The organism is Clostridioides sp. LIBA-6822, from assembly GCF_056688955.1.
Genome location: NZ_CP196995.1, coordinates 566,332 through 592,871, shown reverse-complemented (window position 1 = coordinate 592,871; position 26,540 = coordinate 566,332). Strand labels below are relative to the sequence as shown.

The 26,540-nt window shown below is 28.9% G+C and carries 26 protein-coding genes; 1 reads left to right on the top strand and 25 read right to left on the bottom strand.

All coding sequences use genetic code 11. From position 1 onward, the window contains the following. Nucleotides 1–126: 126 nt before the first annotated feature. The 3 genes from lepB to ACTG48_RS03085 form a co-directional block, all read right to left on the bottom strand. Complete coding sequence (gene lepB, locus ACTG48_RS03095) at nt 127–663, bottom strand: signal peptidase I (RefSeq protein ID WP_021383227.1); 537 nt, start codon at nt 661–663, stop codon at nt 127–129. A 99-nt stretch (nt 664–762) separates the two neighbouring features. Then, nucleotides 763–2,073, bottom strand: a complete 1,311-nt coding sequence (locus tag ACTG48_RS03090) for an RsmF rRNA methyltransferase first C-terminal domain-containing protein (protein WP_479918094.1) — start codon at nt 2,071–2,073, stop codon at nt 763–765. A gap of 77 nt (nt 2,074–2,150) precedes the next feature. Further along, a complete protein-coding gene (locus ACTG48_RS03085; RefSeq protein WP_021383182.1) occupies nt 2,151–2,867 on the bottom strand; it encodes a PrsW family intramembrane metalloprotease in 717 nt (238 codons plus the stop codon). 256 nt (nt 2,868–3,123) lie between these two features. Here ACTG48_RS03085 and sleC point away from each other — a divergent pair, with 256 nt between their 5' ends. Then, nucleotides 3,124–4,395 (top strand): spore cortex-lytic germination protein SleC, encoded by a 1,272-nt coding sequence (sleC, locus tag ACTG48_RS03080; RefSeq protein ID WP_021383172.1) that lies wholly within the window; start codon nt 3,124–3,126, stop codon nt 4,393–4,395. 358 nt (nt 4,396–4,753) lie between these two features. Here the strand turns inward: sleC and ACTG48_RS03075 are convergent, their stop codons facing one another. The 22 genes from ACTG48_RS03075 to ACTG48_RS02970 form a co-directional block, all read right to left on the bottom strand. Beyond that, complete coding sequence (locus ACTG48_RS03075; protein ID WP_479918093.1) at nt 4,754–5,410, bottom strand: hypothetical protein; 657 nt, start codon at nt 5,408–5,410, stop codon at nt 4,754–4,756. Nucleotides 5,411–6,139: 729 nt separating this feature from the next. Continuing rightward, nucleotides 6,140–6,715, bottom strand: coding sequence for an indolepyruvate oxidoreductase subunit beta (locus tag ACTG48_RS03070; RefSeq protein WP_479918092.1), 576 nt, complete (start codon nt 6,713–6,715; stop codon nt 6,140–6,142). Continuing rightward, nucleotides 6,715–8,496: an indolepyruvate ferredoxin oxidoreductase subunit alpha gene (gene iorA, locus ACTG48_RS03065; RefSeq protein WP_479918091.1), complete on the bottom strand. Its 1,782-nt coding sequence runs from the start codon at nt 8,494–8,496 to the stop codon at nt 6,715–6,717. Before iorA ends, ACTG48_RS03070 begins: the two co-directional genes overlap by 1 nt. 694 nt (nt 8,497–9,190) lie before the next feature. Then, nucleotides 9,191–9,601, bottom strand: coding sequence for a hypothetical protein (locus ACTG48_RS03060; protein ID WP_021383191.1), 411 nt, complete (start codon nt 9,599–9,601; stop codon nt 9,191–9,193). A gap of 166 nt (nt 9,602–9,767) precedes the next feature. Next, nucleotides 9,768–10,163 (bottom strand): hypothetical protein, encoded by a 396-nt coding sequence (locus tag ACTG48_RS03055; protein ID WP_479918090.1) that lies wholly within the window; start codon nt 10,161–10,163, stop codon nt 9,768–9,770. A 208-nt stretch (nt 10,164–10,371) separates the two neighbouring features. Continuing rightward, nucleotides 10,372–11,745, bottom strand: a complete 1,374-nt coding sequence (locus tag ACTG48_RS03050) for a M56 family metallopeptidase (protein WP_021383168.1) — start codon at nt 11,743–11,745, stop codon at nt 10,372–10,374. A gap of 10 nt (nt 11,746–11,755) precedes the next feature. Next, nucleotides 11,756–12,115: a BlaI/MecI/CopY family transcriptional regulator gene (locus tag ACTG48_RS03045; protein WP_021383180.1), complete on the bottom strand. Its 360-nt coding sequence runs from the start codon at nt 12,113–12,115 to the stop codon at nt 11,756–11,758. Nucleotides 12,116–12,316: 201 nt separating this feature from the next. Continuing rightward, nucleotides 12,317–13,096 (bottom strand): DUF975 family protein, encoded by a 780-nt coding sequence (locus ACTG48_RS03040; protein WP_479918089.1) that lies wholly within the window; start codon nt 13,094–13,096, stop codon nt 12,317–12,319. A gap of 354 nt (nt 13,097–13,450) precedes the next feature. Continuing rightward, nucleotides 13,451–14,062, bottom strand: a complete 612-nt coding sequence (locus ACTG48_RS03035) for a DEAD/DEAH box helicase family protein (protein ID WP_021383193.1) — start codon at nt 14,060–14,062, stop codon at nt 13,451–13,453. 92 nt (nt 14,063–14,154) lie between these two features. After that, nucleotides 14,155–15,144: an ornithine cyclodeaminase family protein gene (locus tag ACTG48_RS03030; RefSeq protein WP_021383161.1), complete on the bottom strand. Its 990-nt coding sequence runs from the start codon at nt 15,142–15,144 to the stop codon at nt 14,155–14,157. 66 nt (nt 15,145–15,210) lie between these two features. Continuing rightward, nucleotides 15,211–16,074, bottom strand: coding sequence for a DUF3298 and DUF4163 domain-containing protein (locus ACTG48_RS03025; protein ID WP_021383164.1), 864 nt, complete (start codon nt 16,072–16,074; stop codon nt 15,211–15,213). 121 nt (nt 16,075–16,195) lie between these two features. Next, nucleotides 16,196–16,777, bottom strand: a complete 582-nt coding sequence (locus ACTG48_RS03020) for a CheB methylesterase domain-containing protein (protein ID WP_044212594.1) — start codon at nt 16,775–16,777, stop codon at nt 16,196–16,198. Nucleotides 16,778–16,816: 39 nt separating this feature from the next. Next, nucleotides 16,817–17,620, bottom strand: coding sequence for a CheR family methyltransferase (locus ACTG48_RS03015; protein WP_021383196.1), 804 nt, complete (start codon nt 17,618–17,620; stop codon nt 16,817–16,819). A gap of 35 nt (nt 17,621–17,655) precedes the next feature. Then, nucleotides 17,656–18,096, bottom strand: a complete 441-nt coding sequence (locus ACTG48_RS03010; RefSeq protein ID WP_021383177.1) for a chemotaxis protein CheW — start codon at nt 18,094–18,096, stop codon at nt 17,656–17,658. 12 nt (nt 18,097–18,108) lie between these two features. Continuing rightward, nucleotides 18,109–20,235: a chemotaxis protein CheW gene (locus ACTG48_RS03005; protein ID WP_479918088.1), complete on the bottom strand. Its 2,127-nt coding sequence runs from the start codon at nt 20,233–20,235 to the stop codon at nt 18,109–18,111. Nucleotides 20,236–20,295: 60 nt separating this feature from the next. Then, the gene (locus tag ACTG48_RS03000; protein WP_479918087.1) at nt 20,296–21,999 is read right to left on the bottom strand and encodes a HAMP domain-containing methyl-accepting chemotaxis protein; all 1,704 of its coding nucleotides are present in this window, start codon (nt 21,997–21,999) and stop codon (nt 20,296–20,298) included. Nucleotides 22,000–22,040: 41 nt separating this feature from the next. Beyond that, complete coding sequence (locus tag ACTG48_RS02995; RefSeq protein ID WP_479918086.1) at nt 22,041–23,000, bottom strand: GGDEF domain-containing response regulator; 960 nt, start codon at nt 22,998–23,000, stop codon at nt 22,041–22,043. 135 nt (nt 23,001–23,135) lie between these two features. Then, a complete protein-coding gene (locus ACTG48_RS02990) occupies nt 23,136–23,654 on the bottom strand; it encodes a chemotaxis protein CheW (protein ID WP_479918085.1) in 519 nt (172 codons plus the stop codon). Nucleotides 23,655–23,695: 41 nt separating this feature from the next. After that, nucleotides 23,696–24,181, bottom strand: a complete 486-nt coding sequence (locus ACTG48_RS02985; protein ID WP_479918084.1) for a chemotaxis protein CheD — start codon at nt 24,179–24,181, stop codon at nt 23,696–23,698. Then, a complete protein-coding gene (locus tag ACTG48_RS02980; protein ID WP_479918772.1) occupies nt 24,178–24,762 on the bottom strand; it encodes a chemotaxis protein CheC in 585 nt (194 codons plus the stop codon). The genes ACTG48_RS02985 and ACTG48_RS02980 overlap by 4 nt, the downstream gene beginning before the upstream one ends. Before the next feature lie 97 nt (nt 24,763–24,859). Next, entirely contained in the window at nt 24,860–25,222 is a 363-nt protein-coding gene (locus ACTG48_RS02975; RefSeq protein ID WP_021383186.1) for a response regulator, read from the bottom strand. 985 nt (nt 25,223–26,207) lie between these two features. Beyond that, nucleotides 26,208–26,507 carry a DUF6506 family protein gene (locus ACTG48_RS02970; RefSeq protein WP_021383155.1) on the bottom strand — a complete coding sequence of 100 codons (300 nt, stop codon included), beginning with the start codon at nt 26,505–26,507 and terminating at the stop codon, nt 26,208–26,210. Nucleotides 26,508–26,540: the final 33 nt, after the last annotated feature.

Genomic DNA, 26,540 nt, shown 5'->3' with positions numbered 1-26,540 from the left:
AATGCTTTTTTAACATTATCTTTTAGATAAGTCTACTAAATAAGGTGTTGTCTTTTTTATACAGACAACTATTGTGCATGGTCTGGTGATTTCAGTTAATCAGCGATTGCTCCAAATTTTATATGTTTAGTCAATAGTTCCTATCTTAGAAAATGGATACAATCTGACTAGAACCTTTCCTAAAACGGTATGCTCGTCGACCAATCCAACCTCATCGTATCTACTATCTAAACTTTTTTCTCTATTATCTCCCATCGCAAATAATTTTCCTTCTGGAACTACTATATCAATATCTCCATCAGTACGATTATTATGTATATAGGAAGTCTCATTTAACAATTTATCATTTACATATACCTTGGAGTCTTCTATTTTCACATGGTCACCAGGAACCCCAATGACTCTTTTTACTAAATCTTTTTTCTTTCCATTTTCTTCTGTTAAGTCGGTTTTGAATACTATTATATCTTTGTATTTTGGCTCTCCTACCTTGTACGCGATTCTATTAACTATTAGGTAATCACGTTCAACCAGTGTAGGATACATTGATTCTCCCTTAACTATTGTTGGCACTATAAAACGAGTTATAGCAAATGCCAAAACAAGAGCTATGACAATCACTTTTATCCATTCTACAACTTCTTTTTTAACTGCTTCACCCACTAAAATCGTCTCCTCTGTATTAAATATTAAGTCAATCTACAGCAAAATAATCTACCATAAACTTACAATATAAATATTATACTTCTTTTTTCTACTAGTTTAAAATAATTTTCTAAGACCTTTAGGATAATGATTCTTAATTACACCAGCAGACTCTTTTCCCCAGCCTAAAGGTACACCTTCAACCGATACCAAAACCCAGCCTCTACTTTCATTAGAATTTACAACATCCCCTTTTAAGTATTTAAGAAGTGACTCACTCTGTACACTAAAGTTTTCGACATTTTTTACATCTTCAACCTTTAAATAATGAGATAGTGCATGAGAAGGCTCAAATCTATTCTTCTTTAAAACCCCTAAATGCAAACCGTATCTCAATACTTTCAGTTTTTTCGTATCTGGATATACTTCTGGAAGTAGGTACAAGTTTTCTCCTCTTAAATAAAATTTATTTTTTTTATTACTATAAAAATCAACCTTTAAAAATTTCTTTTCAAACTCCCTATAATCCTTTATTTCTTTATCTAAATTTTTTATTTTTAATTCCTTGACATTACACTCTTCGTCTTCTAATTTTTTTATTTTGGCAACAAAATGACCTTCTCCCTTTATTTTATGAGGCCATAACCTTTCCATTTCAATAAGTTCTGCATGTTTATATTCACTAATAAACTCATTTATAACATGTTCATTTTCTTCTCTTGAAAAAGTACATGTTGAATAAATTAAAATGCCATCCTTCTTTAACATTTTATATCCATCTCTTATAATTTCTTTTTGAATGGATTGACATTCTAATACCTTTGCATAACTCCAATCTGATATGGCAACCTCATCCTTTCTAAACATGCCCTGACCAGAACAAGGTGCATCTATAATCACCTTATCAAAATACCCATTAAATGCCTTCCTTAAGCTTTTAGAATCAGTATTTGTTATAATACAATTTCTCGCTCCAAATCGCTCTAGGTTTTCACCTAAAGCCTTAATTCTACTCGCATTAATCTCATTGGAAACCAATAGACCTGTATCATTTAATTCAGACAGTATATATGTAGATTTCCCACCAGGAGCAGCACACATATCGAGTACTTTATCCCCCTCTTTAATATCTGCTTTTGGTATCACACTCATGGCAGAAGGCTCTTGCAAATAGTATGCTCCAGCCTCATGCAGTGGATTTCTACCAGGTCTATTGATTTTATCATCATAATAAAAACCCTCTTCTGCCCATGGTATTTGATGTAAATCGAACAAATTTAAATCCAAGAGTTTGTTTTTATCAATTTTTAATGTATTTATTCTAAGACCAGTAGTCTTGTCTTCATCATAACTTTTTATAAAATCATCATATTCATCTTGTAGTATTTCTCTAATATCTTCTAAAAATTCTTTTGGTAAGTTTGCCAAATCTATAATCCCCCTTCAATCTGCTTTGCTTGTCTGTCATTTAATACTTTTAATTGTTTATGTTTTTCTTTTGAACTCTATTTTCTCTTCTTTTTCTTAAGATTACCGAAAAACACTTTTTTAGAGTGATTCATATATTTCTCAAGTTTATCGAGATTTATCTTCCACAACATTATCACATAAACTATAAGTAATATAATAGCCCATCTATATTCTATCATCAATATAAAATCAAAAACTCCATGTAATAAAATTGGAATCAATACAGCCATAAATAAGTACTCACGTCTTTTGCTTTTATTTCCTTCAAACTTATACTTAGAAATATAATATCCCATAGTAATAGCAAACATTACATGAGCTGGGATAGAGATAATCGCTCTATTAATACCAACTTGAAGTGCTAAGTTGCCACTCTCAGAAAAAATATAGACTATATTCTCAATTGTTGCAAACCCCAAAGCTAAAAATACAGAGTAAATAATGCCATCTAGTTTTTCCGTGAAATGTTTTTCTTTAATTAGTGCAGGAATTAGTATCAGAGCTTTTACACCTTCTTCCACAAGCCCTGCAACTACAAATGATACATATATTAGTTCTGAATATCCTTCAAATACATTAAATTTCATCATTAAATTTTCTAGAAGTATAATTATAATACTCAAAAAAGCACCTATTAGAAAAAATTTAATCAAATGAATTAGAGGTTCTCTGCAATATCTATCTTTAGACCTTATCCAAAACAGACCTATTAGTATAGGAACTATTGCCAATAAAAATAAATCCAGCTTCATAGATTATTTTCCTTTCAAAATTTTTAATTCATTTCTGCTCAAAATTCTTAATCCATTTCTGTTTTATAGCATCTATTTATTTTTAACTTATTTTGTTTTAAATACACTCTCAAATACACATTAAATTATTAAAAATCAAATATACTAAAACATTAAAAAAATTTAAATTTATATCTATATTATTTAACAAATTTCAAGCTATATTCATATCTTGAAATATAAGGGAACTAAATTCATTTAAAGAAAGGGTGATTTGATGCAAGATGGTTTCTTAACAGTAAGTATAATCGATGCTACTAACAATAGACCTATTCAAAATGCAACAGTAAACATATATTCAATGTCTAATGGTAGCCAAAGCTCATCAACTTTATACCAAAACCTAACAAGTAATGAATCTGGTCAAGTGATTGGATTAGTATTACCAGCACCAGATGTAGATTACTCTCTACAACCATCTGATGTTAGGCCTTACAGCCAGTATATAGTAGAAGCCATAGCAGATGGATATGAAACAGTTGTCATAGAAGGAACACAGTTATTAGCTACAATTGAAGCGAGACAGGGAGTTCCCATGTTTCCTAGAACAAGAAGTAAACGTTCTTTCTCAAGACAAAGTGAATTGATTTTTGACATAGGAGAACATACTTTATTTGGTACTTATCCTCCTAAGATTCCAGAAAGTAATTTAAAACCATTACCACCTCCTACTGGTTTCGTTGTATTAGATAACCCTGTAGTACCTGAATTTATAGTAGTTCATGATGGTTTACCAGAAAATTCATCAGCTCCAAACTATTGGATTCCATTTAAAGAGTACATTAAAAATATAGCATCATCTGAAATATATTCAACTTGGCCTGAGCAGACAATTTATGCAAATATAATAGCTATAATATCATTTACTCTAAATAGGGTCTTCACTGAATGGTATAGAAATAAAGGCTATAATTTTACAATAACCTCATCAACAGCATATGACCATAAATTTATAAATAATAGAAACTTATTTGAACCAATTAACGTAGCTGTAGATGCTATATTCAATACATTTATAAAAAGACCTCCCACAGCGAGACAGCCCTTATTAGCACAATACTGTGATGGTCAGAAATCTCAATGTCCTGACCAAATGACTCAATGGGGTAGTAAAGACTTAGGTGACCAAGGGTACGACTATGAAGGTATACTAAGATATTTCTATGGAGATGAGATAGTATTTGAAAAAGCACCTATAGTAAGTGGTGTTCCTGTATCATTCCCTGGTACTACACTACAGGTTGGTTCTTCTGGACAGTATGTTAGAACTATACAAAATCAGTTAAATGCTATATCTAACTCTTACCCAGCTATCCCAAAAGTAAGAGAAGATGGTATCTATGGAACAGACACAGAAAATGCAGTTAAAATATTCCAAGGAATCTTTGGTTTACCTCAAAGTGGAGTAGTAGATTTTAAAACATGGTATGAAATATCTAGAGTTTATGTGGCTACAACTAGAATAGCTTCTTTAAACCCTTTAATTTAAGACTCGAGTTAGAATTTATCTTAAATTATTGGCTAAAAATAAAAATGGCTGTTACGAACTAAGATATACTATAAGTATTTTAACTTCTAAGTATCATAGTCCTAACAGCCATTTTTGTAGTTATAACTTATTGTTTTAGAATCTTAAAACTTTAAATGGGGGATTTTAAGCTTCTTAAAAACAGTACTCGCAAATTTAGTTTTCTTTAAAATCTTATTTTTATTTTGAAATTTAATAAAATGTTAATTATAATGTTAAATTATAATGAAAATATTACGTATTATAAATATAATAATACTATTACTATTTTAAAAGATTATTCCTAGTTTAAATAATACCCCTTACTTCATCAATAAACTTAACTTGCAACTTTAGATTTATTAGCTAAAGCTAAGATTAGCCCTAAAGCTATAGATGCAAATGCAGATGCAATTACCCTATATTCAGCAGGGAATAAGAATACAATTGTATGGCATGGTATCCAGAAAAATGGTATGGTCTTTAAAACACTAAAACCAAGATAAGCATTCCAGTCCACAATATTTACCACATCTTTAAGTGTTACCTTAATCCCTTTTTCAACTTCATATTTTTTGTCTATAAAACAGTCCATAACCTTATGGAATAAAAATACAGTAGGTGACATTAGTATATTCATGGTTGCACTCTTAAATAAAGCATTCGCAAAAGCTATTCCCTCAAATGGAAGCATACCATCCACTTGTGCTTGACCTACACCTGTTGAGTAGATTGACATAGCATATGTGGTAGCTACACCTATTATTCCCCAGACTATTGCTCTGTAAAAGACTCCTACTGGTATTTTCCAGTCTTTATGCAAAATTCTAGCACCAAGCAAATCTCCCATTGTTGCTAGTACAGCAAACTTGAAAAAACCTCCAATATATGGATGTGCACCTGTTGCTGCCATAAATACTTCTCTACTACTTGGTATCGCTAAGATAGCAATAATACAAATAAGAATTCCACTCCATATAAAATCGCCTTTTTTCATATTATAAATCCTATTTAATATATAAATAGTTCTCCTTCCTGTCAAAGATTTATTTAATTTACAATCTATCTGTAATTATTTATTAATATTGCCTATTAGATATTCATTTTCCATATTTAAATTTATAAAATTCTATTTTTAAATGATTGTATTTTAATCTTAATTTTTATTTATCTTTTCATCTAACCCTTTATCTAGTTTTCAACTAGTCTTATTTACAATCACCTTATAATTGATTTTGTAATTGATTTCCACCCTAGCCCTTTATCTAGTTTTTAACTAGCCTTTTCTACAATCATCTTATAATTGATTTCCACCCTAGCTCTTTATCTAGTTTTTAACTAGCCTTTTCTACAATCATCTTATAATTTATTTTGTAATTTTTTCCACCCTAACCCTTTATCTAGTTTTTAACTAGCCTTTTCTACAATCATCTTATAATTTATTTTATAATTGATTTCCACCCTAACCCTTTATCTAGTTTTTAACTAGCCTTCTCTACAATCATCTATACAATTTGTTTTGTAATTTTTTTCTACCCTAACCCTTTATCTAGTTCTTAACTAGCCTTCTCTACAATCATCTATACAATTTATTTTGTACTTATTCTCTTACCCTAACCCTTTATTTATTTTGTTTTTTAATCATCTAATTTTATAGCCTTATATATGTTTCATTTACAGTTATTTTTTCTATACATTTACATACTTATAACTTCATTTTTATTTTTTAGATACTCATCCCTTCTTTTAAAGCCTTTATATTAATTTCTATAAACTTAGGCTTAACTTGTTGTGACACTATTTTTTCCCAATCTATATCATTTTCTACCTGTAAAGCTTTAATCAATGCTCCTAAAAGAACCACATTCATAACTTTTTCATTTCCAAGACCTCTTGCAATATCAACTGCTTTTACTACAGTTACATCCACTTTTTCTTTAATATCATCTATTATATTTTCAGGATAATCCACCCTACCTGTTAAAATTGGTGCTGAAGGCATTTCATAGTCATTCACTACTAATTTACCATCAGGTTTTAGAAAATCAAGATATCTCAAAGCTTCCATAGTCTCAAATGAAACTAACACATCAACATCTCCCTTTCCAAGTATAGGAGAATGTACTTTTTCACCATATCTAACTTGAGTTGTCACACTTCCTCCTCTTTGAGCCATTCCATGGACTTCTGACATCTTAACATCATATCCAGCATCAATAAGACCAGCAGAAAGTATTTTACTTGCTAAAACAGTACCTTGCCCCCCTACACCTGATAGCAATACATTTTTAACCTTTTTCATTATTTTTCACCAACCTTTTTTATAGCATTTACTGGACATACTTGTGCACATACTGTACAACCTACACATTGAGCTTGATTTATACTTGATTTCTTTTTAGATTTATCAAATCTCAGAGCTGGACATCCTGTTGTAAGACATTTCTTACATCCAATACACTTCTCATCATCTACACTACAAACTGATGGTATAAGGTCAAATCTCTTTTTGTCATCTTCCGTGAATTTTTTTAATGCACATGGCCATCTCGTAATTATTACTGAAGGTTCATCAATTGATAAAGCCCATGCTAATGCCCCTTTAACTTCATCCAACTTATTAGGGTTTACAACTTTTATATTCTTACATCCTAAAGCTTTTACTATAGTTTCTATATCCATCATTTCAGTAACATCACCTTGTAATGAAAATCCAGTTCCAGGATTCTCTTGATGCCCTGTCATACCAGTAATTCTGTTATCAAGAATACATGTTACAGTATTACTTTTATTGTAGATTATATCTATAAGCCCATTTATTCCTGTATGGAAGAATGTCGAATCTCCTATTGTACTTATAGTTCTCATATTAATATTATTTTTAGTAAATATTTTTTGTGCCCCATGAGCTACTCCTGGACCACCTCCCATACATATGCAAGTATCCTTAGCATTTAAAGGCTCTGCTCCTCCAAGTCCATAACAGCCTATATCTCCACTTATAAGTACATTTTTAACTTTTCCTAACTCATAGAAAAATCCTCTATGTGGACATCCTGCACATAATGTTGGTGGTCTGCCTACTATCTTTTCTTTACTATATTCTATTAGTTCTCTTTTTTCTCCTAAAATTGATTGTGCTATGATATCTGGGTTTAACTCGCCTATATTAGGTATCTTTTCCTTTCCAATACAAGGTATATTATTCTCTTTTAAATGTTCTTCTATATAAGGTTCCAATTCCTCAATTACATAAACAGTATCTACTTGTTCTGTAAACTCCCTAATTTTCTTAGTTGGGAGAGGATACGTAAATCCTAATTTCAAATATGATACAGTATCCCCAAACACATCTTTAGCATACTCATAAGAAGCCCCTGAAGTTATTACACCAATTTTTTTATCATTCCATTCTATAAAGTTTAAATCTGTTTCATTAGAAAACTCCTCGAGTTTTTTTAATCTATCTTCAAGTTTAACTCTAAGTACTCTTGAAGTAGCTGGTATAGCATCAAATTTAGAAAGATTTCTTTCATATTTTTTTACAACTGTTTCTTCTTTTTCTCCCAGCTCAACAAGACCTTTACTGTGACATACTCTTGTAACCATTCTGAATAAGACTGTAGTATCGTATTTTTCACTTATTTCAACAGCTACTTTTAACATATCTTTACATTCTTGGCTATTGCTTGGCTCTATCATAGCTATTTTTGCAAATTTAGCATAGTGTCTATTATCTTGTTCATTTTGTGATGAATGCATTCCAGGGTCATCTCCAGATACAATAATCATTGCACCATTTACTCCCATATACGCATATGTAAATATTGGGTCTGCTGCTACATTTACTCCAACATGTTTCATAGCTGCAAGTGCTCTTCCACCTGCAATAGATGCCCCTATTGCAGACTCTACTGCTACTTTTTCATTTGGTGCCCACTCTGCAATTATGTCATCTTTATATAGTGCTATATTTTCTAATATTTCAGTACTTGGTGTTCCTGGATAAGCAGCTGCATAAGATATTCCTGCTTCATAAGCTCCACGTGCTACTGCCTCATTTCCTGTAAGCAATTGTTTCATTACTCTCCCCCCTTAAAAATAATACGCTTTTAATAGCTTAGTGTACTTGTTATGATACATTTTAAAAGCTATCAACATATATTTATTATCAACATAGTATAGGTATTGATAAGTAAATAATGATAAAATTAATCCACAAATTTATAATCATATTATTACTTTATGTATTAAGCAATTGTTATGCCAAGAAGTTTAAATTTTTTAAAACCCCTTTTAAAAATACTAAATTGATTATTTCCTTTAACTTTTAATGAATCTAATAGATAATATTTAATTTTCGTTAGAATTTTCAGAATGTTTGAATTATTATTTTGGATAAAAAAAAATAATGTTAACATTTCTTAACATACATTAAAAAATGTTAACATTATAAATTGGGTTTAATACTTTTACTTTGACTTGATTTACTTTTATTTTGTTTTTCTTCTAATTCTTACTTCCTTTTTAGCTTAGACTTTAGCTCTTTTATTACTTATCTGAGTCTCATTTTATTCTTACTCAATATATTCAATTACACTTGTCTAAGTTTTTTTAATACTTTTTTACTTCACTTTAACAAACTTAAATTTCATTTGGGTAGTGCAGTTGATGAATATTTAGATAACCATCAACTGCATGTTTACATCACAGTAGCCTAATGTATTTAATCACGCTTATTTAGGGTTTTAAGATATCTTTGAGATTATATTTAACACTAATTAGTTGCTACAAAACTTGAAGAAACTGAAACTTGAGTCCCATCTTCATTTTCTATAGTGATAGGCTTCATAATTTTTAATCCTTCAGTTTTTATCTTTTCTAACTCTTGTTCCATTATCTTAATTGTTTTTTCAAGGTCCTCTTGACTTACATCTTTAGTTGCATTAGGGTCTTTAGCATATGCCTTTAATTCTTCAATATGTTTAGCATATTCTTCATAAGTATAATACTCTACTCCATACTTTTCTAATTCAGCAGGCTCAGTTATTCCTGATTTTATTAGAGAATCAAATTTCTCTAATGTAATATTAGAGGAATCATTTCCATTCGCAAATACTGCTCCAGTTCCTCCTAGTATCATAGCAGATACTATCATTGTACTTAAAAGGGATTTTTTTATTTTCATAACCAATCTTCCTTTCTTAAAGATTTATTTGGGTATTGTAGTCGGCAATGACTATTGCAATAGTTATTAACTACATCTTTAGACTATCACAATAGTCACTTTTCTGTCAAGCATTTTTATAAACTTTTTAATAAAAAAGCAATGTCAACACTACAAGCTGAGTAGATTATCTACCACAGAAAATTACAAGCCCATTTCCAGTCTCTACTCTAATAGGTTTCATAATCTTCAATCCTTCAGTTTTTATTTTCTCTAAATCTTGTTCCATTTTTTTAATTCTCTTTTCAAGGTCTTTTGCAGATACATCTTTAACTTCATTAGGGTCTTTAGCATATGCTTTTAAATCTTCAATATTTTTAGCATACTCTTCATAAGTGTAATACTCTACTCCATACTTTTCTAATTCAGCAGGCTCACTTATTCTTGATTTTATTAGAGAATCAAATTTATCTAATGTAATATTAGATACATTACTATTTTCATTCGCAAATATTGACCCTGTTCCTCCTAATACTATAGCAGCTGCCATCATTGTACCCATAAGAGATTTTTTTATTTTCATAACCAATCTTCCTTTCTTAGATATTTATTTAAGTATTGTAGTTGATAGTGACTATCGCAATAGTTATTAACTACACTTTTAGACTACCATGATAGTCACTTTTATGTCAAGTATTTTTATGATTTTTTTAATAAAAAATACTATCTCAAAATAATTAAACTTATTTTAAGATAGTATTTTAATTCTAAATCTCTTGTATCTCTAAGATTTATGGTTCCTTTACAGAAGTTCTATATTGTACTTTGCTTACTGACAACAAATTTCCTTGTCTTGATATAACTAAACCATTCTCATCATAACCAATTTCCTGAACTGAATAATTTTTTGAATTAGTATAAAATACATCATTGTAATTACTAGATTTATTCACAGACATATATTCATTACTTTTAGATTTACTTGATTTACTAATGGATTCATCTTCATTGCTTTTAGATTTACTCACTTTACTCATGGATTCATCTTCTTTATTCCTAGATGCCTTTGACATGCTAACAGAAATATCTGAATCTATACTTGAAGAATATAAATCATTAGATTTATTACTTAATGAAACTTCACTTTTATCACTTTTTGTTAAATCAAAAGATTCAACTTCATTAATTTCTTTATTCCCTGTTGCGAAAACAAGACTTGTTCCACAAACTAATACAGCTGAAACTAAAAAGGTAACATAAGTTGACTTTTTAAACTTCATAACATTAACTATTCTATCTTCTATCTTTGTCTTTCCAAATCCATTGTAAATCGCCATTGAAAATGGGTTATTCTCTTCTGCTAAACTTATCAATGCAGTTGCATAATCAGCTCTGTATTCTTCCCCAATCATATTCATCACTTTTTCATCGCAACTAAATTCTATATCTTTATTTAGTAAAAAAAACATTACCCAAACTAAAGGATTAAACCAATGAATAACAAGAGCCAAAAGCATAAACAACTTCAACATATTGTCAAACCTGTTAATATGAACCATCTCGTGAGTCAAAACAAAGTTTAAAGTCTGATTATTACTATAGTCCATTTGCTTTGGTAAAATAATACGTGGTTTTAAAATACCAGATGTAAGCGGTGTCTTAGTAAATTCAGATACACAAACCATAAATTTTCTAAAGCACCTATTTTCACATATCCATTTTTTAATAAAATCATGATTTTTTATATGTATTGAAGTTTTAAAAAGATTAATTATTTTAATATACTTAGAGCATAAAAACATACTAAGTATAATAGTAACCACAAGGGACAAAATACCTAACATTTCCAATATTGTAAGATTCTCAATATCAGATAGTACTTTATTGTTAGAAGTATTTTTACCTATAGATTTACTGACTTTCTTAAGAGTGTAATCTTCAGATGATGTGGCTCCTAACTCAACATTAAAAGTAGATTCAATTATACTATAAATACTAAAACCAGAGTTTAAACTTACTGGTATAAGAAGTTTAAGCAATACAATCAACCATAATAATACAAACACCTTTTTAGGTAATTTTTTAAATAAACATGCTCTTATGAAAATAATAATTAAAAGTAAAACTCCAGAAGTAAAACTCATTTCTAACAATTTAATGAACATAAATCTTACCTCACTTTAATTTTTCGACAATCTGCTTAAGTTTTGTAATATCATCACTTGAAAGATTTTCTTTATTAAGAAAAGCTGAAAGAAATTTCTCTGAAGACCCTCCAAACATCTTATTAATTAGTGTTTCTGTTTCCTGTTTTTGTATTTCTTCTTTACTTATTAAAGCTTTACAAACAAAATTCGGTTCAATTCTCTCTATTGCACCTTTTGCAACTAATTTTTTTATAACTGTATAAGTAGTATTCCTATTCCATCCAGTTTCTTCTTTTAATATCTTTACTAGCTCCCCTGCCTTACTTTCTCCTAACTCCCATAGAACTTCCATTACTTTAAGTTCTGAATCAAATAATTTTATTTCCATATAAAATCGCTCCTCAAATATGGTTATCGCAATAGTCATTACTATAATTAAAAACTATCATAATAGTCTATACTATGTCAACCATTTATTTTTTAATAACAAAAACTGCCTTTAAGAAAATAATTCCTCTAAAAGACAGTTTTGTCAATGTATACTTTACTATTTAAGTTAAACTATATTTTCTTTAACTATAAAACTATCTTAATACATAGAATAAGATTTTTCTTTATCTAATAATATATCATCTACATCTGGATTCTCTTTTAATAATTGTCTATAAAAATTACAGTTAGTAACTCCTACATATGGAATCAACCATATTAGACCTATTCCAAGAGTAACTATTGCCAGTATATACCATCCTATGAAGCTAAGGTTTAGTACAAATAATTTAAGTACATTTCCTTTCATCATATCTAAACTGGCACCCATAGCTTTAAATACACCCATATTATCCTTATCTTCACAAATTAAGAAAGCAGCTTGAGAAACATATAATAGCAATATATAAACTGGTAACATAAGAACAAATATTATAAGAATTAAAGTTATTCCAGTAGAAATAATTGTTCCTATCCCAACAGTATCACTTGATAGATATTCAATCGCTCCACTAGTAATTAAAACTCCAAATGATAAAAATGCTCCTATAATTGTGATTATAAAAGAATAAATATAAACAGCAATTGATTCTAATATATAAAATCCAAAACTTCTTAAATAAATTCTTCCATTTACAAAGATATCTCCTATTTTTACTTTTTCATCTTTAGTAATCTTTAGGAACATACATGTAAATCCTGCTGCAACGCAAAAACCTATTATAGCTACTACAATAGTAGTTAAAGGTTCAAAAGGCAATCCTACAATTGATATTAGTACTATCAATGCAATGTATACTGCCATAGCAATTGCACATGTACCCCAGTTTCCAGACAATTGAGCTTTGGACACTCTTTTTAATTCTTGCCTTGATACCATAAAAAACACCCCTCTCATTTCATATAAAATTTCTTTTAAAAAATACATAAGTAAATTTTTAACGCATAATATAATATTAATATATCATATTTTCGACTATATAACACACAATTATTCACCATGTTTTATCAAGATATCTCATAATTGTATTGCTAGTTTTATATAGTCAGTATTACCAAATATATCAAATTAATTTGGCTAATAGTACAATAAAATAATCAAGTAGGTCGTATTAAATACCCTGATAAAATACGTTACCTATAAAATATAATTTATATTTTTAGAATAAAATAAACTATCCTCCAAACATTTTATTATATGTTTAAAAGATAGTTTTTGTGTCTTTAAAATAAATTAAATTGTATATATTCCTTCACATAATGTTTGTATATTACTAGGTGGTTGCCATTTACCATCTTTTTTAGTATATGTAATTAAAGTTGTAACATCCTTAGTTGGCTTTTTATTGTAAAGGTCTATAATCATTTTTGCCATATCATCTTGAACTTCTTTTTCTTTTTTGTTGTAATTCTTTTCATCAGTTACATATGATTTTACTAAATTATTTGCTTCAGACATTACTTTACTAGTATCTAATGCTTTACTTACAACTTTTAAAGTTATCTTATCCTTACTAGAAGAGTCTACTGTTACAGTCTTTTCAACTCCTTGGATTAACTTAACAATTGTGTTGTATATCTTTTCAGCATTTTCTTTACCATAAAGAGGTGTCAATTGAGCTAACATTGAAACCTTGTCCTTGCTATTATAAGTTTGAATTTGCTTATATTCAACTTCTGTTAATGCGTCAGAAATTCCCTTTTCGTCATATTTATACATTTCTAGTGCAGCTAAATTGGCTTCAAAATTTGATTTTACTTTTTCTTCTGCATTAGAACACCCTATAGTTAAAACTAAAACTAGAGCCATAATCGAAGATAATATTAACTTTTTTACCATTTTCATACAAATATCCTCCCTCAACTAAGATAATAAAAAAATTTATTTATCAACATTATAACATAATTTTGTCTAATCATAGACTTATTTTGAAATTTTTACCACTGCCAGTCCATTCCAATACCGTTTTCTTTTGCTTTATCATATATTCTTTTTGCTGTTACGACATCTTGTACACCTATTCCGACAGTTTTAAACACAATTATTTCATCATCATTTTCTCTTCCAGGGATAGTTCCATTTATAACATTACCTAAATCACCGCTAAAATCATCTTTACTTATTTTACCTTCTTCTAATGGAATTAGTATATCTCCTGATTCAGATAAAACTGCATCTGTTGATTCAAAAAATATCTTAGATGCTCTAGTTAAGCAATTTGGGCACAACTCTTGCATATCTGGCATATATGAACCTACTGCACTTACTAAAGCTCCTTTTTTTACTAAGTTTCCATTAAGTACTGGTTGTTTTGATGGAGTAGCTAGAACTATTATATCTGCATTGTCTATAGCTGCATCAGAAGATTCAACTGCAATTATTTTAGTATTATATTTACTTAATTTTAAATTCATTTCTTCAGCAAACTTTTCTCTACTTTCCTTGTTTCTACTAAAAACTCTCACTTCATCCAAAGTTCTAGCTTCTATCATAGCTTCAAGTTGTGGCTCACCTTGTCCTCCTAGACCAATTAAAGCTCCTATCTTAGAATCTTTTTTAGCCAATACATCTATAGCTGCTCCAGATGCTGCTCCAGTACGAATCTGAGTTACATAAGTCCCATCTAAGGCTGCACTCACTTCTCCAGTTTCGCCATCTAATAATAATACTGTTGCTGGAATTACTGGTTTACCTTTTTGAGCATTTTTAGGAAATACAGATACAATTTTTATTCCCCCACATCCCAATTCTTCTACATATCCTGGCATAAATAACATACTAGCATCTTGGCTTGGAACTTGTATATTGGTTCTCAAAGGATTTACACTTTTTCCTTCACAATAAATTCTAAAAGCTTCCTTGTCAGCCTCAATTGCATCTCTCATTGTAAATACTTTTTTTATGTCGTCTTTTTTTAAAAGTAGCATTTTTATACCCCCAATTTTAATAAATCTCTATGCTAGATATTATAGCATAACATTTAATTTAAGTTTCTATTTCAAATTAAATAAATCTACATATTCTGGTTTTAACATATAGCTTATTAATTTTTTGTTTATTGAAAATTCTGGTATTCCTGCTGCATATGGAGTTATATCATATAAATCAAAATACATAACTAAATTCTCATCCTGTAAATAAAAGTTTTGATTTTCTTTTATACCTTTGAAATTGTATATTCCGATATTTTCTTTATCCTTTTTTTCCAACTCAGCTATTTGTCTTTTAATTTCTTCATCTATAACTTCCTTATATTTAGTGTTATCTTTAAATAAGTCCATTAGTTCTAAAAATTTTCCTGTTCTCATATCCACATTGTATGCTATATCTTGATAAAATCCATGTGCACCACCACTATAAGTATAATATCTTACTTTTATACTAAGAGCAGAGTCAGTATTCTTTTTAAGTTCAAAATCCACATTTGCAACAAACTTATTTTCTTCATCAGGATTATCCTTAAGATATTGTTTTGCTTCTGTATATGATTTATTATAAAATTCAAAGATATCATTTTTTATTTTATCATTTGTAGACCTTTCAACAATCTTATTTGAATTTGTTATTATAGGCATATTTATAGTACTTTCTAGATATTCATCATTTTTCACTATTGTTTTACTTCCTATTGTACTTACTGATAAAGTTTGTTTACTCTTTGTGTTATCTTTTGGCAATGATTGATTACTCATAACACTTACTGCTTCTTTATTCCTATTTAGATTAATTGAAGCATCTTTCCCTAAATTATTATATATATGGTCATGTTTAATTGCTAAAACAGCTATTATAGTCAAGGTTAAAACAAATACATATCTTAAAACTTTAGCTTTCATATCGCCTTTAAAAAATTTCATATTATCATTTTCCTCCTAAATATAAATCTCTCTTCTTATATTTGGAGTTTCTAGGGTTTTTTATCCATATAATTTAATAAAAGATTAATTTTTTATTTACAAAAAATTAATCTTTTCGTCTTTAAATATTAAGATGTCTCATCAAACAGTTTGAAATTTCAGCAAGTGGTAATTGTAATATAACAGAACCCCTATCAAAAGCCACCATTGGCATGCCATATACTATGCAAGAACTTTCATCTTGACCAATAGTAAATGAACCACTTTCTTTCATTTTTAAAAGTCCATTTGCACCATCAGAACCCATGCCTGTAAGTATTATGCCTATTGAATTTTTACCTGCTACTTCTGCAACTGAATCAAATAAAACATCTACTGACGGACAATGACCACTTATTCTTTCACCTTTTTCACAAGTTACATAATATCCGTCTTTATTCACATGTAATTTCATCTGATAGCCTCCAGGTGCAATTAACACAGTTCCCCGTTCTACTCTATCATTATTTTTAGCTTCTCTTACATTCATAACACACTGCTTGTCAAGCCGTTGTGCATACATATCAGTAAATATAGCTGGCATATGTTGAACTACAACAACTCCTGGTGTCGATTTTGGTAAGTCTTTTATAATTTCAAGTATTGCCTCTGTGCCACCTACAGATGCACCTATAGCAATTACCATATTATTAAAATGTTCCACATTACCGCCTCCACAAAATCATATATCAAAAATACTCTTTTATTTTTTATAGACAGCAGGTCTTACATATTTATATTTGGTATTGCTTCTATTAATTATCTCTGCATGACCTACAAATAAAAAGCTATCTTGTTTAGTTACACTATAAAATTTATTTATGAGTTCTTCTCTAGTTTTTAAATCAAAATAAATCATAACATTTCTACAAAAAATCAAATCAAAATGTTGATACGAGAAATCGTTCATTAAATTAAATGGTTTAAAAACCACACTTCTTCTAATCTTATCACAAACTTTAAATGTACCATCTTTGTTGTCTATGAAATACTTCTTCTTCCATAAATCAGGAACATTGTTAACATTTAATTCTGTGTATGTAGCTCTTTTAGCTTTTTCAAGTGAATTCATTGAAATATCAGTAGCTATAATTTTAATATTCCACAAATCTTTATTATGTCCAAAATAGTCATCTAAGGTCATAGCTATTGAATACGCTTCTTCTCCACTAGAACAACCTGCACTCCATATATTCAAGTTTCTTAATTTATTGTTTTCTTCCCAAAAAGGAAGTATATTATTATGTATAAACTCAAAATGCTGGGGTTCTCTCATAAAAAAGGTATGATTAGTACTCAGTCTATTTATTAGGTTTATAGCTTCATTTCCTGTCTTGTCTTTAAATAATAGATTCATATACTGACTAAAAGAACTAAACTTTCTTTCTCTCATTGTATTATATAACCGACCCTCAATTAATGCTCTTTTTTTGCTTAAATCAATACCATATTCTTTTTTTATATGGTTTACAAGAATTATAAATTCTTCATCAGTGAGCTTTATCATGCAAAAAATTCCTCCTGCTAATTTGTCAAAACTAACTACATGTTGTTAATCAAAAACTTTTGAATATCTAAAATTAGTATAGAATTATCTCCAACTTTTGCGATTTCTTTTACATCTTTATTCGTATTTATGTTGTTAGAATCGGTTGTCTCTAATATATTTAATTTCTTTATTTGGATAACATCGACAACTTTATCTACAATAATTCCAACTTGATACTCATCAACCTTTGTAATTATTATACATGTTCTCTCATTATAATCAGTCTCAGGAAGATTGTATTTTATATGCATATTAGTAATAGGTATTATCCTTCCTCGTAAATTAATAACTCCACTTATATACTTTGGAAGACATGGTACATATGTTATTGATTGAAATCTTATAGTCTCAATCACATTTTCTAATTCTATTCCATAAAGGACATCATTAACATAAAATGTTAATACTTGTTTAATAATTTCATCTTTAGACATACTTTAAATCCCCTAATATATTTCCATAATGTTATCTGCATCTATAATCAAGCTTATACTTCCATCTCCAAGTATTGTACATCCTGATAATCCATTGTTTTTCATATTGAACCTGTTAAAATAAACTGGAAATGGCTTTACAACAACTTGTTGATTTCCTATTATTTCATCAACAAAAATACATGCTGCTTTCTGCTCATTTTCAATAATTATCATATTACCATGCATTAGATTAGTTACCTCTGTTTGAATATTATATATTTTATGCAACCTTATAATAGGGATACATGCTCCATATATCATAATTAACTCTCTTGTATTACCTTCTGTAACTATTTGGTTTAAATCTGTGAGTTTAAACGTTCTTCTTATTGATGATATTGGTAAAGTAAATAGCGAATCTCCAACTTTAAACTCCATACCTTCTACTATCGAAAGAGTCAGTGGTATTTTCATAGTAAATGTTGTTCCTTCATCTTGTTTGCTTTTTACCTCAATTGAACCTCCAACCTTTTCAATACTTTTACGTACAATATCCATGCCTACTCCTCTACCAGAAAATTCAGTTACAGATTCTTTTGTAGAAAATCCTGGAGTCATAATCAAAGAATTGACCTCATCATCAGTATATTCATTGCTTGAATGTTTAAGGATACCTTGCTCTTTGGCTTTTGCTAAAATCTTATCTTTCATAAGACCTCTACCATCATCTGAAATACTTATTACGGCTTCTCCACCTAAGTTTTCAGCAGATAGAACTATCTTTCCTACTTCTTCTTTACCTTTAGCTATCCGTTCTTCAATAGGTTCTATTGCATGGTCCATAGCATTTCTTATAAGATGCATAAATGGTTCTGCTAAATTATCAATTACATTTTTATCTACTTCTGTTTCTGCACCTATAGTTATTAATTCTACATTTTTATCCAATTTTTTATTCATATCTCGTACAATTCTATGCATTTTTTGAAATACACCAGCAATTTGAATCATACGCATTGACATTACTATGTCCTGTAATTCATCTGTAAGCTTATGCAATTGTCTAGTTGCTTTATTGAAATTATCTATATCAACACCTGTAGAGTTCACACTATTTACAACCATTGATTCCATAATTACAATTTCTCCAACTATATTTTGAAGTAAGTCTAATTTTTCTAAATTTACACTCATAATACTCTGTTTACTTATTGGCAAATGTTCATTCTCATCACTTAGACTGTACTTTTCTATGTCTACTTTTTCTTTTAAAATATTTTCTTGTGATTCATATTCTGTTGTATAAGTGTTTTGATACTCTACACTTATTTCCTGATTATTTTTTAATTTATTTTCTATTTCACTATTATCCAAGGTTCTTTTTACTTCTATATCTTTTTCACTAATATTTAGGTATTCTTTTACATATAGATTCTCTTGTATAGTTCTATAAACTATGCTTTTGTCATCTTTAGCAATAAACTGTATATAAAACCCATATTTTTTAATATATTCTGCTGTTTCTGTATTTGTTTCCACATCTTTAGGATAAAATTCTAGAAATTTACAGTAGTCCCTTATTTCAAATATAAGCATAAAAGCTCTTACATTTTCCATCATGCAATCTTGTTCAAAGATTATTTTTGCTATATCAGAACCTTCTTTATATGAAAAAACTGAATCTATTATTTCTTTATCATCTGTACCTTCTAAGCTTGTATTTTCTTTTGGTTCCATAGAGCTTGATATCTCCAAAGTACTTACATAATCTTTAATTGTTTCTATAAAGTTAGAGTAATCAGAAGATATGCAATCTCCTGACTGCAACTTACCTATATCACATCTTATAAAATCCAAAGATTGAAAAACTAAATCAAACAAAAAGTCATTGTCTAAAACTTCTATTTTTTCTTCACGTATGACATAAAACAAGTCTTCTACACTGTGTGCCAAAGCGGCTATGTTGTCTAGCCCCATCATAGAGGCTGAACCTTTTATCGTATGCATTATTCTAAAAGTTTCATTAATATTGCTATAGTTAAATACTTTTTCTTTTTCTGTTTGAATCATAATTTCATCTAATTGTTCAAGTAATAGACTTGTCTCAAATATAAACATATCTAACATTGGTCTCATACTCGGTTCAATATAATTCATATTTATCACCTACGGCCTCAAATAATTTTCTATTTTCCGTTATATACAATATCTCATAACTTAAATCCACGATGATTCTCTTATCTCACTTTCTTTTAGATGAAATTTTTCTACTAGTTCTTTTAAAATTTGTGCTTGAGCCGACATCTCTTCTGAAGCTGCTGCACTTTCTTCTGCTGTTGCTGAGTTCATTTGGACTACTATAGAAATTTGTTCTATTCCAGATAAAATCTGTGTAATTGCTACTTCTTGGCTATGTACAGACGAAGAAATTCCGTTAATATAATCAGTAGTTTTTTCTACACCATTTACCACTAAATCTAATGCTTCTGCAGTCTCTTTAGCAATTTTAACACCATTTTCTACTGTTTTAATGGCTTCTTCTATAAGAATTGCTGTATTTTGAGCTGCTTTTGCACTTTTACCAGCCAAAGACCTAACTTCATCTGCTACAACTGCAAATCCTCTACCATATTGACCTGCTCTTGCTGCTTCAACAGCTGCATTTAATGCAAGAATATTAGTCTGAAAAGCTATCTCATCTATTGTTTTGATTATTTTTGATATTTCACTGGATTTTTCACTTATTTCATCCATTGAAGTCATCATATCATCCATACATCTGCTTCCAAAACTAACTTGTTGTGCCGATTGGTCAGATACTTCACATGCAAGACTAGCACTATCTGCACACTTCTTAATTCCATCTGATATCTCATTAATTGTGGAAGCTAACTCTTCTACTGAGCTAGCTTGTTCAGTAGCACCTTGTGAAAGAGCCTGAGCACCTGCTGCTACTTGTTCAGATGCACTTGCAACTTGTTCTGCTGATAAATTTATTTCAGAAAAATCATTATTAAAAGAGTTTATTATACTTTCTAATGATGTTTTAATTGATTTAAAATCTCCTATAAATTCTTGGTCTATCTCTACTCTTAAATCTCCTTTTGCAATACTAGTCAGTGTACTATCTATAAGGTCTATATAATTTAAAAGCATACTTTGCATCTTTTTAACGGAACTAACCAACATTCCTATTTCAGATTTACTTTCTTCAACATCTATACTTGTTCTTAAGTCTCCAGATGCAATTCTTGAAAAGTGTCTTTCTACTTTATTAATAGGAATCACTATCTTTAATTTTATTACTGTATATTCTATTATTGTCAGTATTATTAGTAGAGAAAGTATAAATATTGTTCTTAGTATTAAACTTTGTAATTCTTTTTTGACTTCTATAATTTCATTATTTGAACGAGTAGCTATATCCTCTTGAAATTCATTTATCAAAGAATCCATTCTTTCTTGAGAATTTATATACTCACTACCAAAAATTATACTCTGAGCCATGCTCTTATCGTTATTTTCAACTGCTTTCATAGCACTTTGTTCTGTTGGAGCCAAAGAATCTGATATTTCTTTTGCTTCTAAGATTTTATTAGATTCGCTCTTTGTAAGACCAATTCTTTCTAATTTATCTAAAGCCGACTCTCTTGTTTTTCCATATAGCTCTTTTTCATAAATATCTTTATCCTTTTTATCACCTGTAAATACATATCTTCTTAATACATCACTTACTTCTCTCGTTGTATCTTTTATATACTGACTTTGAGTTCTCAAATTATTCATATCATTAATGCTTTTTTCTACTTTTTCGAATGCCTTATAAGATGAAATCGAAGAAAAAATCCCTGCTAGAACAGCCATTACTATAATAATTAGCAATACAATTGCCAATTTAGAAAGCTTTACTTCTCTTTTCATATCTATACTCCTTTATAAAGTAAGTTTATTAAGATATTAGTTTATATCTTTTTTAACCCTTTCATTGTACTTACTACGCTACAATCTTTGCCTAAATTTTTACCCTCATACATTGCTTTATCTGCTAAGGATATGTTTTCTTCTAATGATATATTTGAGTTTACTTCTACTACACCTAATGTAATAGTGCATTTTATCTTGTTTTCTTTATAGTTGAATTCAAAACTTTTTATCTCTTTGCGGATTCTTTCCGAAAGTATTTTAGCACCTTCCATCGAAGTATTTGTAAGCATTATTAAAAACTCTTCTCCACCCCATCTTGAGACCGTATCAATCTGTCTACAATTCTTTTTTATTATACTTGATATTACTGTCAATACGAAATCCCCTGCTTCATGACCATAAGTATCATTGATAACTTTAAAATCATCAATATCACCTAGAATAAGAGATATAGATGTCTCATTAAACTTATTAATTTTTCTTTGTTCCATAAGTTGATTAATTATATGTCGTCTATTGTAAAGACCTGTAAGATAATCTCTTACAACGAGTCTATTCAATTTTTCAAGAGAAGATTCCAGCTCATTATTTATTTTTTTTAATTTATCTTGAGATTTCTTTACTTCAAGATGAGCCATAATACGAGCTTTTAATTCTGTCATACTAAAAGGCTTCACCATATAATCTATTGCACCTACACCAAACCCCTTTACTATATCTGTATCTGCATTTTTTGAAGTTATAAATATTATAGGTATATCTGCTGTGCGAAAATTAGATTTTACTTCCTTACAAAAATCAAATCCAGAGTTATCTGGTAAAATTATATCAAGTAAAATAATATCTGGTATACATTCTTCAATAAACTCTTTTGCTTCTATTGCATTAAATGCTTTTTTCACCTTAAAATTATCTTTTGTAAGTGTTTTATCTATTAAATCACACATTAGGACACTATCATCAACGACTAAAATTGTTCCTTGTTGCTTATTTTCCATATACAAACCTCTCTTAAACATAATATATTCAAATTTTAATAATTTAAAATTCTTATACTTAATAATTATACCACTACATTCTCAAATGTTCCCATCACAATCTCTTTATAATAACCTTTTAATTATATCTCTGTGTTACATGATAGTGCAATTATATTTATTAACTACTTCATCTATTAAAATTTCTTCTTTATCTGTCAAAAGTTTATCTAAATCTAGTAAGGTAATTATTTTACTCTCTATTTCTCCAATACCACTTACAAAATAATCTGAATATTCAAGAGTAACTCTTGGTGGAGGAGATATTTGACTTTTTTCTAAGCTTATTATCTCATCAACTTTATCAACCATAAATCCAACTAACAAATCTTTTGTTTCAATTACTACTATATATATACAATTAGTAATAATTAAATCAATTTTTTTAAGTCTCAAACGCATATCTATTATTGGAATGATTTTCCCTCTTAAATTTATTATACCTTTAGAATATGTTGGGAGTTCTGGAATAAATATAATTTCTTGATTTCCAACAATTTCTACAACCTTTTCAATCTCAATTCCAAAATCTTGCTCATCTACTTTAAATTTTAGATACTTAATTCCCTCATCAACTAACCTATAATCCAAATATGGGTCATCTGGAAACCTCATTTAACTCCTCCCTCCTAAATATACTCTCTATTAAATCTATATTATATTTTCTTTTTACCTTTATTTATTGAATCTACAAGCAATTCACCTGTCCCAGTACAAAAACGTATTGTCCTTCCATAATTCATACCTGTGTCTTCTGCTACTATTGGAATATTTAGCCCTAGAAGTGTTTTTTTTACTGCTTCAACATTTCTCTGCCCTATACTTGCAATTGATGAATTGCTATTTCCCAAAAACATTTGAGCTCCCCCAGCAATTTTTGCTTTTATATATATTCTATTTGCACCTATATACTCCATAGACTTAATAAGCTCATTTATTCCTGTATCAGCAAATTTGTATTTATTTTCAACGTTAATAGCATCTTTACTATATGGCAACATAACATGTAACATTCCACCAATTCCTGCTACCTTATCTATCAAACACACTCCTACACAAGAACCAAGTGCATAGGTAACCAAAACATTTGGCTTATAGGCTATCTTCATGTCTGCAATGTTTACTACTATCTCCTTATTCATACTTCTAATCCCAATCTCAACAATATTTCCTTAAGTGAGTCCATTTCTGGAATCATCAAAATGTGACTAGTAAAATAATTATCACTCATTTTGAACTTATTTTCTATAAATAAAACTTTGTCACCAACATCTGAAAATCTTATCATAGGTACATTTAGGACAGCTCCAACCATATCAATACACATATCTGGAACCGAAATACTTATAGTCATGTCTAACATAGATGCCATAGCATTTACATATGAACTTGCCATAATATTTCCTATTTCTTTGATTGCTGAAATTTCAATATCTTTAATCTCATCTAAAATAGATTCTTCTTTATTAAAAAGAGAATTTAGCATAAGTTGAGTGATTGATTCATCCAACAAAAACATAAACATCCCATTAATATCACCTTTCATATCGAGTAAAATACATGCTACTTTGTTTTCTGGACCACCAAGCAAATTTGTCGCTTCATTATATTCAAGTATCTTTACCATTGGTATTAATACTTCTATATTGCTATTTATCATAGATGCAAGTGAAGTAATTGCATTCCCAGAGCCTATATTACCAATTTCTCTAAGAGCATCTATATGAGCATCATCAAGTTCTAAATAATTTATAATATAAACCCCTCCTTTTATTATTGCATTTATGTACTTTTCACTGAATCAGTGCGTATTTACATTCTTATTTTAAGGCATTGTTCACAACTTTGACCAATGTATCCGTTTTAAAGGGTTTTACTATAAAGTCTAATGCTCCAAGTTTTATAGCTTCTACAATCATATTTTCTTGTCCTATTGCAGAACACATCACCACCTTAGCATTTGAATCTAACTTTTTTACTTCTCTTAGTACCTCTAAACCATCTTTTTTTGGCATTGTAATGTCAAGTAACATCAAATCAGGCTTTTCATCTTTAAATATATTACAAGCTTCTTCTCCGTCATTTGCTTCTACTAAATTCTCATAACCACTTTTACTCAGAGCTTCTTTAATCATCATTCTCATAAAAATAGCATCATCTACTATCAAAATTTTATTTTCCATAAAACTAACTCCTCCATATGTACAACAATAAATGCCTTTATTTTCAGTTATTATCTATACTATCTGACTATTTTTCGCTACATAATAAATGTATTTCATTGATAAATAAAAGTAATTATTTATGCCATATTATATTCAACCATATTAACACAATTTGTCAATGAAAAAACTTATATATATATTGTAATATATGTTTGGCATTTTGACGAGTTATTAAAAATATAATTGTATAAAACATAAAAGGTTGTCAGAAGTAATCAAATTAAGATAGAAATAACTTTATATCTTTTTATGTTTGTATGAAAAAAAATTTCAGATTCATCAAAATTATTTCTGTCTATTTATTTTTATAGTCTGCCGAATCTGTAATTTATCAAAAACGAAAATAGCTTCTAACACTACTCAAATATTCAATTACAAGTTTATTTGCTCTCTTCCAATATATCTTCTAGCTTACTTAACATTCAATAAAGAGTTGTTTACTTATTTAATTATATTTCTATATATGTATTATCGATTAAATTGGATTTAGCTTTATAGATTATTTTTTATATTTTTTTTAATTATATATTCATAAATCCAAAACTATTATCTTAATTTGTCCCTATATTTTTTTCTTTTCTATATTAAAAATTGCAAGATACATCCTGATAGTTATAAGTATCTTATTTCAAGTAAAAGTATTAAATATATAATAAAATAACATGTCTATACAAGTTCAAAGCGATATTGCTATTGTGAAGCATAAAAAAAGCAGTAAACCTTTTATAGATTCACTGCTTATAGTTATAAATAATAAAACATCATACAAGCATCATAGCTTTCTCTACTTATCTCTATTAATATAAAGTATAATACTTTAGAGTACTAAATGTATGCTTTTCTATCATTCTTTACTTTCTTTAAAATTCATTTTAGAGTATCTCTGAAAATACATTCTCATAGTCTACATTATGAAAAACACTGCCTATTAGAATATTTCCTATTAGAACATTTCGTCGCCACTCTTAAACCCAAAAGCTGGATGAAAATCAAATTTCACTGCACCTACAGCAACGTTTGGTCCAACAGCCTTTTTAATTCTGTAAATACCTTCATTACCAAAGCCAGCACATAATTCAATAGCTGTACATCCTTTTTCTACCATTTCTTTAGCTACAACTTCTGCTTCATCATAATTTTCCACACCAATAACATTCATATTGATAGTATCAGATGGAATAACTGCTCTTTGCTTCTCAGCACTAAGACCTTTAGCAACATAAATAAATGCACATTCAAACATAGGAAAATCCCCTTTCACAGTTCATGTATAAAA

Coding starts and splice junctions, on each gene's coding strand:
- ACTG48_RS03000 (WP_479918087.1), bottom strand. CDS start 21,999: ATGAAAAGAGAAGTAAAGCTTTCTAAATTGGCAATTGTATTGCTAATT.
- ACTG48_RS03085 (WP_021383182.1), bottom strand. CDS start 2,867: ATGAAGCTGGATTTATTTTTATTGGCAATAGTTCCTATACTAATAGGT.
- ACTG48_RS03040 (WP_479918089.1), bottom strand. CDS start 13,096: ATGGTATCAAGGCAAGAATTAAAAAGAGTGTCCAAAGCTCAATTGTCT.
- ACTG48_RS02990 (WP_479918085.1), bottom strand. CDS start 23,654: ATGAGGTTTCCAGATGACCCATATTTGGATTATAGGTTAGTTGATGAG.
- ACTG48_RS02970 (WP_021383155.1), bottom strand. CDS start 26,507: ATGTTTGAATGTGCATTTATTTATGTTGCTAAAGGTCTTAGTGCTGAG.
- iorA (WP_479918091.1), bottom strand. CDS start 8,496: ATGAAACAATTGCTTACAGGAAATGAGGCAGTAGCACGTGGAGCTTAT.
- sleC (WP_021383172.1), top strand. CDS start 3,124: ATGCAAGATGGTTTCTTAACAGTAAGTATAATCGATGCTACTAACAAT.
- ACTG48_RS03075 (WP_479918093.1), bottom strand. CDS start 5,410: ATGAAAAAAGGCGATTTTATATGGAGTGGAATTCTTATTTGTATTATT.
- ACTG48_RS02985 (WP_479918084.1), bottom strand. CDS start 24,181: ATGAATAAGGAGATAGTAGTAAACATTGCAGACATGAAGATAGCCTAT.
- ACTG48_RS03015 (WP_021383196.1), bottom strand. CDS start 17,620: ATGATAAAGCTCACTGATGAAGAATTTATAATTCTTGTAAACCATATA.
- ACTG48_RS02975 (WP_021383186.1), bottom strand. CDS start 25,222: ATGGAAAATAAAATTTTGATAGTAGATGATGCTATTTTTATGAGAATG.
- ACTG48_RS03070 (WP_479918092.1), bottom strand. CDS start 6,715: ATGAAAAAGGTTAAAAATGTATTGCTATCAGGTGTAGGGGGGCAAGGT.
- ACTG48_RS03005 (WP_479918088.1), bottom strand. CDS start 20,235: ATGAATTATATTGAACCGAGTATGAGACCAATGTTAGATATGTTTATA.
- ACTG48_RS03030 (WP_021383161.1), bottom strand. CDS start 15,144: ATGCTACTTTTAAAAAAAGACGACATAAAAAAAGTATTTACAATGAGA.
- ACTG48_RS03010 (WP_021383177.1), bottom strand. CDS start 18,096: ATGTCTAAAGATGAAATTATTAAACAAGTATTAACATTTTATGTTAAT.
- ACTG48_RS03025 (WP_021383164.1), bottom strand. CDS start 16,074: ATGAAATTTTTTAAAGGCGATATGAAAGCTAAAGTTTTAAGATATGTA.
- ACTG48_RS03035 (WP_021383193.1), bottom strand. CDS start 14,062: ATGAAAATGGTAAAAAAGTTAATATTATCTTCGATTATGGCTCTAGTT.
- ACTG48_RS03045 (WP_021383180.1), bottom strand. CDS start 12,115: ATGGAAATAAAATTATTTGATTCAGAACTTAAAGTAATGGAAGTTCTA.
- ACTG48_RS02995 (WP_479918086.1), bottom strand. CDS start 23,000: ATGGAAAATAAGCAACAAGGAACAATTTTAGTCGTTGATGATAGTGTC.
- ACTG48_RS03060 (WP_021383191.1), bottom strand. CDS start 9,601: ATGAAAATAAAAAAATCCCTTTTAAGTACAATGATAGTATCTGCTATG.
- ACTG48_RS03050 (WP_021383168.1), bottom strand. CDS start 11,745: ATGTTCATTAAATTGTTAGAAATGAGTTTTACTTCTGGAGTTTTACTT.
- ACTG48_RS03055 (WP_479918090.1), bottom strand. CDS start 10,163: ATGAAAATAAAAAAATCTCTTATGGGTACAATGATGGCAGCTGCTATA.